Consider the following 9,258-nt stretch of genomic DNA (forward strand, 5'->3'; position numbering starts at 1 on the left):
AGTCGGCCACATTGCCGCCAAATGGCTGCTCATTTAGCGCTGCAAAGTATCGTTTCCTAAGCGAATCGTCCGTTTCAATATCTTCCCCTGGAACAAGCACGTCCGCCAGCTCCGCACGTACAAGGCCAGCGACGAAGTCAATCGGCAGCAGTGTGCCGAAATTTTGATTACCGACCGCCCCCGCCACTTCGCACTGCAATTCGAACTGGCCGGCAATAAGCCGTTTTGTTGCAACGAAATTCACGCTGCCTATTGAATATCTTGTTCCGATTGGAATATCGAACGGGGCATTCGCATTCGCGTAGAACCGGCCTTTCCGAATTGCTTGCGTAGCCGGTTCGCGGTTGACTCCGAATTCGGCGGTCCGGCGCGTCAAGTATTCGCCTGTCGCAGTATCAGCAAAAGATAGATCCGTGGATTTATCCATTTCCTCGTACATCTGCGCAAGCTCACGCGCTGCTGGCGCTAATGCATCGTAGATCACGCTCCCCGGGCGCTTATCCACGGCTGCGGTTACGCGATCCAGCATGCGCTGCAGGATCGTCCCATAGCTCTGCGTCTCATACATTTACATTCACCCCTGAACGAAAGTTTCCATACTGCGATATTACAGTGAATTCAGCATAAGCAGAATCGCCGTCGATAGTGATCTTCATGTCCTCAACGGATCGGATCCGGTCATCCTGCAGCAGCGCGTCCGAAATCCTTCTGCCCAGCTCGGATTGTACATATGAGTTGTCTTTTCCCGGCGCCGCGTCCAGCTCGCTACCATAATCCGGGCCGTAGATGTTGTGTTCGAAACGCTGTGTTTGAAGAATTTTATAGACGGCCTGCTTAATGGCGTCTAGCCCGTCCGCATCGCCCACAATGCGCTTGTTTTCGAAATCAATGCGGTATGTCCGGCTTGTTTGCTGTGTTTGACTCAGTTGAGAATTACCTATGCCTCCTTGCGGGATCATGCTCACACCGCCCTATCTAAAATTACGAACTGTTGACCGCCCTGCATCCGAAGGAGCAGTACAGTGTCGCCGGCTTGAAGCCCGCGGCGGATTACGACTGTTTGTGTGCCAACGACAACCGAATACGGCGTTAGCTGCTCCGGCACAATTAAAAAGTCCTCATCGAGCGTCAACCGCTGATCAACGGTCACCTCAAGAGGACTTGTATTTATTACCGAACCATATAAGATAGCTACGGGCGAGCCGGCTTCTACAGCCCCGATGCTGGCCTGTTTAAAGAGTCGGAGCAACTTAGACACGCTCACAGAATCACTCATCCGTAAGCCTTCAATTCTAGCGTCATCGTATGTTCATCCCCCTCGAAATTATGAGCGCATTCTTCAACGAGAAAATAATTGTTTGTATTCATTTCTTCAATATTGATCGAGACACTGCAACCGGCTCGAACCCGGATATCGCCAATGGCGTCAATAGTAAATGTCCTCATTTCTCGGTTCTTCAATTGCATCAAATTATTGGCAGCCTGTTCAATCTGCGCTTTATTCAACTTTTCATTAACTTTTTCGTAATACTGGAGTTTGCCCCATTTCGCGATGCTCACGCTGTCTTCATAGACAAATGCGTCCCGCTTCTTTTCCTCTTTGTTATCGCGAACGATCTTAACACGATTATATGTGTCAGTATCTATGGAGCGTTTGAACTTGTAGTCATAAACTAAACTATTGTCCCCAAGGGATAAATCAATTTTCCAGCCCACGAAATCTCGGAGCCTTAGCTCCCCGAAATCGTCGTAAAAAACAAAAATGCGCCCTGTCGCAATCATTGTTCGATCAAGCGCGTTGCCAATAACGTCCATAAGCTTGCTGCCGTCTTCCAACATAGACGGAATCTTGTATACGGTGTCTGCAATCTGGCCAACTTTCAAACGAAAATCCCCAGCGATTTTTTGGATGACTTCGCTGGCCGTAACGTCTTTGAAAACGTATGTGTCGTTTGCCATCAAGTAGCGAAGTTGATCATATGCAGTGATTTTGACAGCTTCGTCCCGCCCGCTATCGATAGTGAAAATATACCCGTAGAACACCGGCGAATCATCCAAGCGGACCCGAATGATATCGCCCGGGTTTACCTTGAATTCTTTTGCTTCGTAGAACCCGCCTTTTAACATCGTCACCTCCAGCCTGGAGGCTTTTCCGATGCGGCTCGTTGTGAACTTTACCTCGGATACAGGAATTTCCCACATGTAACCGTCTTTGTTGTCGATCTCCACTATCAGCATCGTATCACCTCAATACGTTGGAAGTTTGATAACCATTCCTGCTGCCAGCTTTTTCGTATCAGCATCCGTCAGGCTGTTGAGCTTTTGTATGTCTTTGTGCCGGGAGCTATCGGGATACCCGGCTGCGTCGGTATAGAACTTCATAGCAACCCGCAGCAGGGTATCCCCCTCTTTTAAGGTGTACGTGTCCGGCCTGATTCGCTCATCTGGCCTGCGTGGAGGCTGTACAACGGTTACAGCATTCCCGTCCGCATCGGTTTTCACAATCACTCTCCGGGCAGAATAGAAAACATACTCCTTGAGCGTTATGCTGTATTCAATGTCCCCTGGTGATCCCGCCACCTCCTTCCAAGTGAACTTTTCTATGCTTGCGGGCATGTTGATGTCGGAAAGATTTTTAAAGTTTTGTTCGATCATTTTTTCGTAATAGCGACCTAAATACATGAATCGAATCGGATGCTTTGTCGCCATCCATTTACGAATCAAATTGATATAATGCATCGGTTCGTAAAGAACCTCTGTAATCACAAATGGGTAATATTGAGCCGGAAAAATACTGCTAAACGAAACCTCTCGAAGTTTCGGGCTCTTGATGACGTTAACCTCGCCAGCTCGTGTTTCCTCGTTTCCGCCCCCTCTACCAACAATGTCGTATGTTTTGCCATTTCCACTCTCTTGTATTTCAATGGATTCCGGATTCACTGGTATTTGGAAAACTTCCGCTTGGTTATTGAAACTGAAATAGATTTTAGTCCCCGTCATCTAAACAATCCCTCCGCTGAATTCGCAATTTCGTACTCCATAGAAACCTCAATCCGCCTAATGATTTCATTCACATCGGTTTTATCATAGATGTTGATTTCTCCGGTTTGTACTGTAGGCGTAAGCGTCACAAAGTTCTGAATGCTTTTCATTTCCGCAAGATCCCGCATAACCTTTAGGTCCTCATTGGAAATGTCTACAGTATCCTTGATGCTCCCGACTTCGTTCACTCTGTTGATGTTCGTATTCTGGTTCCATTGATCTAGCACTGATTGGTCTGCACCTGGCAGCTCAAAGGACAAACTCTTGACGAAATTCGACCCGGATTTAAAACCATAGTCAAACTCATTTTTCAGGTTCTTTTGGGTCATCCGATCAGCGTGAAATACATTTTTGTCGCTGACTGGTTCTTTCAACTCATCTAAGAGTCCTTGGAGTCTGTCGCTCATGGCGTTGATGTTATTGGTATCGAAAAGATCGACCTTGCCCAAATCAATACCGGTCATTTCTTTGATTTTGTCGCTGAGCCAGTTGAGTCCTTTCAATGCTCCGTTCACGGCCTCCAAGATTGATTTTTGGAAATTCCCGGCGAAATCCTCGGCACTTCGAAGCATGTTTATTGCATACCCACCGAAAGTTTTCGCAAGGTCATAGAATAGTTTTTTGACGGAGTAAACAGGATCGATAAAAACATTCCTGAAAAATTCCGTGAAACTTGCGATCACGTTCCATAGAACCGCGACTTGATTCCAGATTACCCCGACTAGCATCATGAATAGTCCAGAAATGAACCCGACAACTTGGTCCGCCGTCACGCCGCATTTCTGCAGAATAAAAATAAAAAGCCCTACTGCAGCAGCAACAAGCAGGATCGGCCAGTTGATTGCCACCCAAGCTGCCGCCTGCGCAAGCAAGGGCGGAATAGCTGCCCAAAGCGGCGGAATCATTGCCCAGAGCTTCGGCAGGAGCACCGCAGCCAAAGCTACGCCTATTGCCGCCAGCACTGAGCTAATAATCGGCCAATTTGTCTGTACTGCATCTGCAAACCAAAGTGCCGCTTGCACCAAACCGACAACAATCATCGTCACTACACGCAGCCCCGTACCGAGTCCAGTCAAGAACGATTGAAATTTCCCGCTTTGGAAAGCGGAATTCAGCAGCCGAATCAGGGGGAGGAGTGCGGCGACCGCGCCTTGCCCCGCGTCGGCAAGGCCAGACTTGAGATTGTTTTTCAAAATCTCCGCTTGCTTTGCTGGGCTCGCGAGCATTTTCTCGAAGGCCGATTGCCCCATCTTCTGGCTTTCCAGCAATTGGTCAAAAGCTTTTATGAAACCGTTCATGTCGCCGGCTTTCCCGAGATCGTCAATCTTGAAACGACGGATGTCGGACTTGCTCATATTGAACCGTTCGGCCAAGGAGACGATATCCCCACTCATGGCCTCTTTCAATGCGAACGCCGCGCCCTCCATACCATTGCCGGCGCTGTCAAACGCATTCAGCCGCTGCGTGAGGTTGTTCAGTTTCGTGAGCTGGTCCGTATTCTGAGTCGTGGAGAAAAAGGAAAGCGACGCTTTCAATGACTCGTTCACATCCATGCCCGCCTTCAAAGCGTCCTTTTTGAACTTCTCGAACATGGCGGCGCCCACAGCATCGTTGCCGGTACGGGCCTTGAACATGTCTTGCATTTTTTGCTGCTCCATACCGGCCCCGATAGTGCTTTCTGCGAGTCTCTTGGCAGCTTCGATGGAAAGATATGCGGCCGCAATGCCTTTCAGTTGACCCAAAAGTCCGCCGCTACCGCCCCCGCCGCCTCCGGGACCACCACCGCCACCACCGCGGCCGTTGAGCAGCGCTTCCAACCTCGTGACCGCGGCAATCAGTTCCCTAACCAAACGGTTGAGCTCCGACAAGAATGAAGTCAGGGCTGGCGGCAAATTCAATTCTATATCTGCGACAATCGTACCGAGTATGCTCGCTATGCGGGAGCGGAGGGAATACGCCTGAGTTATCACCCTTGCTGTGTCCAAACGTACATGAATGACAAGCCCCGTTGTCCCGAGCCCACCCACGAGTGCCATCCACCGCGCGTGGAGCGCTGCGGCGTCAGGAAATTCCACGTTAATACGCAATGCTCCCGAAGTGCCTAGCGAGTGCATGAGAGCAGTCAATTGAGCCCGAGCGCTGGCAGCATCAATATGAATGGGGATAGCTTCGGTCAAACCAGTTCGGATATGGTTCTGTATTTCTGTTATCTTTGTCATCACATCGGCTGAATTGATGACCACATCAATAGCGCTGGAACCCATTGTCCGAATTCGCTCTTTAACTGTCTCAATGTGAGCTAACGCCCCGGTCATATCGATGTTGAGGGAAATCGGGTTTTGCAGCTCGCGTTTCAGCCTTTCAGCTACAGTGATTACGGATTGCATACCTGTCACCGCGCTTGAGAGCGTCGCTGAAAATTGATCAAAAAGCTTGAGGCTCGCGCCCACCGTCGCCACATTAAATTCCTCCTTTCGGTCTTTTTTTTATATAGAAAAAGCGCCCCACTCGGGACGCTTAGTAATTATTGGACTATGCCGGCTTTTTGCAGGTCGGCTATATTAAAATAAAGACCTTTGTAATACAATTTGACCTTAATTCCGTTAACGGTAGCTTCGCCGTTTTCTTTTTCAAAAAAACCTTTCGGGAAAGAAAACCGGAAAAATTCTTCTTGCTTTATTGTGGTTGCGGCTGACCTGAAAATATAATCATCACCTTCACGCTTTACATCACCGTATATTTCCATTAAAAAGCCGCCTCCCAACCATCCACCCGAAATAGTCGGAGGTAACTCGCTACGCCGCTCAACCTTTGCGACTAGTAGTTCAACATCATCCTCGTCCGTAAACCTGCCTTTGTACACCCCATTCTTATCGTAAGCATAGAAAACTTTTTCCCCGTTCTCCTCAACAAGTCCCTTTGGCTTCACAGTCTCGGTTTGAGGGAAAAGCGACCCTGGCTTAGGAGTTAATTGGGGCGTTTCAGTTGTAGTCGTAGGTGTAGCTGTGCTGTTTGTGCTGATCTCAACTTGCTTCAAGGAGTCATTCCATTTGTACTTTACCCCTGTCAAGTCTCCGATCTTTGCAAGCGGTATGTATGTACTGCCCTCGTAGTTCAAAATTGGGTTTGCTGCGTCTTTATACTCTGTGCCATTGACTACTACCGGATAGCCTACGGCCGTCAAAATGTACTGCTTCACGTCGGCTGCGAAAACTGATCCGGCAGTTGCAATGCTTGCGCCAACGATGATTCCGGCAACGAATTTTTTCAAGATTACTCTCTCTCCCTTCAATTTGTGACTAATAGGTTCATAATAGCAAACATTGGAACCATTTTCCACGCTATCCGGGAGAAAGAACTAACTTTTCATTTTGCCTCTTTCTTTCTTTTCTTGATCGATCCGCACGCTGATCGCGGCAAAAATAAAAGCTTTTTCTCTTGCTGGCATCCTGGACAAATCATGCGGCAAAATATGAAGTTCATGGAGGGCGTAGTAGGCAAGGTTTGCCTCACCATCGCCCCCCAAAATCAGTCCTTTGCTTCTTCCACCAAATCGTTAATATCCTTGTCGAAACCATTGATTTCCTGAACCTTCAACATCAGGTTCGCATATTCGCCAGAAAGAAGCATTTTCCGCAGCAAGCTTTCCGCTCCCAGCACGCCGTATGAACTCTGCAGCTCCGCGTCTTTCAGGTCCGGAAAGACAACACTGGAGGATACAAGCTTGGCAACATATTCGGTCTGATCGATTTCGCTGATCGGCTGCCCGCCTTTACCCTTCACCTTTTTTGTAGAAGATTTGCGGATAGCGTCGTTCTCATCCTCCGTGATTGCCCGGAGCTGCCAAGGGACCGGCTTACCGTCCTTGTCCTTGAACCTTTCAGAAACGACAACCTCAATCGTTGTTTTTGTATCCACATTCTGTGCAAAAAATGCGCTCAAATTACTCATTCTCGTTTTCCTCCCGCGGCTCTTAGCCTAAAATTGGTTTTCCGAATTGGTCTGTGATATCCCAGTCATCAAATGTGAAAGAAATCTCTTCTTCCAGAAATTCGGCTTCCACGTCAAATGAAGCAATGACGATCTCGTCCAGGTTCACATTTTTAACGACGGTTGTCTGCTCGCCGATTGTAGAGCTGGGGTCTTCGTTTGTAACCTGAATCGTGAAGTAGGCATCTTTGCCGTTTTTTGTGTATTCCAGCATGAGCTTCCGAAAGAGAGAAGTAACGTAGTAAATGGTCATGGTGCCGGTACCCTCGAAGCCGTTTGCCTTTTGCTGCGTCCCACGCTTGCCGAGCGTCTTGATTCCTTTTTTTGTTTTCTTAAGCTTGGCCTCGAACTTTTTCGCGTAGAACATTTCCTCGACTTGGCCGTTGATCGTCGCAAACGCTCGGGCCTCTTGACCGGAAATTGCATCATTAGCGTGTAGAAATGCCATTTCTACTTCACCCGCACTTTCGTATAGATTTTCTCAATAGCATCGACCGGCTGCACGCCAACCTCAACAATGACGCTATCGGCTTCATCGCCCTGCTGTATGGTGATATCCGTCTGAGAATCGAAGTTTTGCACGGCTCCAATTCCTTGCAAATTCTCAAAGTATTTCACGTATTCGTTTTTGAGTAGGTTCCGACCGTCGCCGTTGTTGTTGATTTTTCCAATGTAGAAGCTGTCGAAAGTTTTTTTCAGGTCGTTTGCAATGGCATCCAGAACACGAATTACCCGGTTCTTTCTGAACATTTTCGCTTTCTCCGGCGTGAATCCGGTGAAAGAGTTGATATCCTGCTCAACAATTGCGCGACCCTGATTGAGCGTAAAAACAAATTCGCCGGCGAGCAGGGCAGCTTCCGTTTGAGTATTGGTATACCGCGGGCTCGCATCTACGGCATCATCATAGGCTTGGTACGTTAAAGCTTCGTTCACCCTAGCTGCTGCCGTCGCCCCGGCCACCCATGCCGTCGCCTGAGTTGCCGTAAGCACTGTGCCGTCAGAGAGCACGACCCCGTTTTTAAGGCTAATCACGCCCTCATAATTTGCCGTCGGGAAGTTCTCCAATACGGCCTGTATCTTCTTCCCTTCGTTATCCCTTAACCGCTTCACGAAAGATACATACAACGATTTCAACGTCGCATCAGGGGACGGCAGCGCGATTGTTTGGAAGTCGTAGACCTCAATGGCGGAAAGATAGTCCGAATGGTCGGCGTTCACAACTGTGCCATCGGCCCCGCTGATCAGCGGCGCGCCAGCTGTTGTTGTCAGGGAGCCGGTTCCGCTCCATACGATCCAGTCATTTGCTGCGAGTCCCGCGATGTTTGCGACGGTCTGGGAATCCATTTCGACGCCGGCAAGCAGCGTCTTCACGTCGAACTTGGTCGCATCGTCAATGTTGGTTTGGATGACCACTTTCAGGTCATTCCCCCGCACGCCGCCGTATTTGGCCGTAGCGGTCAGTGTGCCGACGGTAACCGCAGCCTTTGTCCCGGCATTAAGTCGGTACAGCAGTACCTTTCCCGCCCGTTTCAGCATTTCCCGGAGCAGGAGCAGTTTGGAATCGGTGATATCGTACCCAAGCAGCGATTTCACATTGTCCCCGGCATTGACAGTCAATACCTGTTTCGCTGCGCCCCAGGACAACGAGAGCGCCATTGTCGCGACGCCCCTGTCACCTAACGTTCCAAGTGTAGCGTTGCTCGCAAAATTTGTGTACACGCCTGGTCTTACTTTATTTTGCGTGGTCCATGTTCCTCCGGCCATCTATCGCACCTCACTTTTCAAAAATTTATTGATTATATCAATGACTTGCTGATTGGTATAGCTTTCGCCATCCAGCAGCAGCGCGTCCAGAACGTCCTTTTGAGCGTCTGTAAATCTACTAGAACTAAGGAACTGCTCTTTGGTGTAAACAGGCTCCTGCACGGCTTCCTGCGCCTCTTCTGGCTTTGATTTGGTCATAGGTGAACCTCCTGTTTCAGTTTTTGCATCTTGATTCCTTCGGGCCGTTCTTTCATCAAATGGACGTCAAAGCTGACAAAGAAATGAAGCACATCTTCAACGACTTCATATTTCATATCGCGCGCCCGGATTAGTCTCCCGTTCACTTCGATGTATTCCAGAGCCTCATAAAGCCGCTCCCCCATTGCCTTGCAATCAGCTTTTTTTGTCAGGCTGTCAGGATCGGGGAAGAAATGAATGTTGAAAAGCAGCGCTCGCCGGTAC

At 48.9% G+C, this 9,258-nt stretch carries 12 protein-coding genes; all 12 read right to left on the bottom strand.

From position 1 onward, the window contains the following. A partial coding sequence (locus AC3G2T_RS38340; RefSeq protein ID WP_488438762.1) for a baseplate J/gp47 family protein occupies positions 1–568 on the bottom strand: 568 nt, incomplete at its 3' end. Beyond that, positions 561–959, bottom strand: a complete 399-nt coding sequence (locus AC3G2T_RS38345) for a DUF2634 domain-containing protein (protein WP_488438763.1) — start codon at positions 957–959, stop codon at positions 561–563. The genes AC3G2T_RS38345 and AC3G2T_RS38340, both read right to left, overlap by 8 nt. Positions 960–961: 2 nt before the next feature. Beyond that, on the bottom strand, positions 962–1,264 hold the full coding sequence (locus tag AC3G2T_RS38350; RefSeq protein WP_488438764.1) for a DUF2577 domain-containing protein: 303 nt from the start codon (positions 1,262–1,264) through the stop codon (positions 962–964). Positions 1,265–1,272: 8 nt separating this feature from the next. After that, positions 1,273–2,238, bottom strand: a complete 966-nt coding sequence (locus AC3G2T_RS38355; protein WP_488438765.1) for an XkdQ/YqbQ family protein — start codon at positions 2,236–2,238, stop codon at positions 1,273–1,275. A 9-nt stretch (positions 2,239–2,247) separates the two neighbouring features. Next, positions 2,248–3,000, bottom strand: coding sequence for a LysM peptidoglycan-binding domain-containing protein (locus AC3G2T_RS38360; RefSeq protein WP_488438766.1), 753 nt, complete (start codon positions 2,998–3,000; stop codon positions 2,248–2,250). Next, a complete protein-coding gene (locus AC3G2T_RS38365; RefSeq protein WP_488438767.1) occupies positions 2,997–5,501 on the bottom strand; it encodes a phage tail family protein in 2,505 nt (834 codons plus the stop codon). Before AC3G2T_RS38365 ends, AC3G2T_RS38360 begins: the two co-directional genes overlap by 4 nt. Positions 5,502–5,566: 65 nt before the next feature. Further along, on the bottom strand, positions 5,567–6,313 hold the full coding sequence (locus tag AC3G2T_RS38370) for a stalk domain-containing protein (RefSeq protein ID WP_488438768.1): 747 nt from the start codon (positions 6,311–6,313) through the stop codon (positions 5,567–5,569). A 257-nt stretch (positions 6,314–6,570) separates the two neighbouring features. After that, the gene (locus AC3G2T_RS38375; protein WP_488438769.1) at positions 6,571–6,993 is read right to left on the bottom strand and encodes a phage tail assembly chaperone; all 423 of its coding nucleotides are present in this window, start codon (positions 6,991–6,993) and stop codon (positions 6,571–6,573) included. A 22-nt stretch (positions 6,994–7,015) separates the two neighbouring features. Beyond that, on the bottom strand, positions 7,016–7,480 hold the full coding sequence (locus tag AC3G2T_RS38380) for a phage tail tube protein (protein WP_488438770.1): 465 nt from the start codon (positions 7,478–7,480) through the stop codon (positions 7,016–7,018). Positions 7,481–7,482: 2 nt separating this feature from the next. Next, positions 7,483–8,796: a phage tail sheath family protein gene (locus AC3G2T_RS38385; RefSeq protein WP_488438771.1), complete on the bottom strand. Its 1,314-nt coding sequence runs from the start codon at positions 8,794–8,796 to the stop codon at positions 7,483–7,485. After that, positions 8,797–8,994 carry a hypothetical protein gene (locus tag AC3G2T_RS38390; protein ID WP_488438772.1) on the bottom strand — a complete coding sequence of 66 codons (198 nt, stop codon included), beginning with the start codon at positions 8,992–8,994 and terminating at the stop codon, positions 8,797–8,799. Further along, positions 8,991–9,258: phage tail terminator family protein (locus AC3G2T_RS38395; RefSeq protein ID WP_488438773.1), on the bottom strand; the 268-nt coding region annotated here is incomplete at its 5' end. The genes AC3G2T_RS38395 and AC3G2T_RS38390, both read right to left, overlap by 4 nt.

It is taken from the genome of Paenibacillus sp. sgz302191, from assembly GCF_057749925.1.

Coding starts and splice junctions, on each gene's coding strand:
- AC3G2T_RS38345 (WP_488438763.1), bottom strand. CDS start 959: ATGATCCCGCAAGGAGGCATAGGTAATTCTCAACTGAGTCAAACACAG.
- AC3G2T_RS38355 (WP_488438765.1), bottom strand. CDS start 2,238: ATGCTGATAGTGGAGATCGACAACAAAGACGGTTACATGTGGGAAATT.
- AC3G2T_RS38360 (WP_488438766.1), bottom strand. CDS start 3,000: ATGACGGGGACTAAAATCTATTTCAGTTTCAATAACCAAGCGGAAGTT.
- AC3G2T_RS38375 (WP_488438769.1), bottom strand. CDS start 6,993: ATGAGTAATTTGAGCGCATTTTTTGCACAGAATGTGGATACAAAAACA.
- AC3G2T_RS38380 (WP_488438770.1), bottom strand. CDS start 7,480: ATGGCATTTCTACACGCTAATGATGCAATTTCCGGTCAAGAGGCCCGA.
- AC3G2T_RS38385 (WP_488438771.1), bottom strand. CDS start 8,796: ATGGCCGGAGGAACATGGACCACGCAAAATAAAGTAAGACCAGGCGTG.
- AC3G2T_RS38390 (WP_488438772.1), bottom strand. CDS start 8,994: ATGACCAAATCAAAGCCAGAAGAGGCGCAGGAAGCCGTGCAGGAGCCT.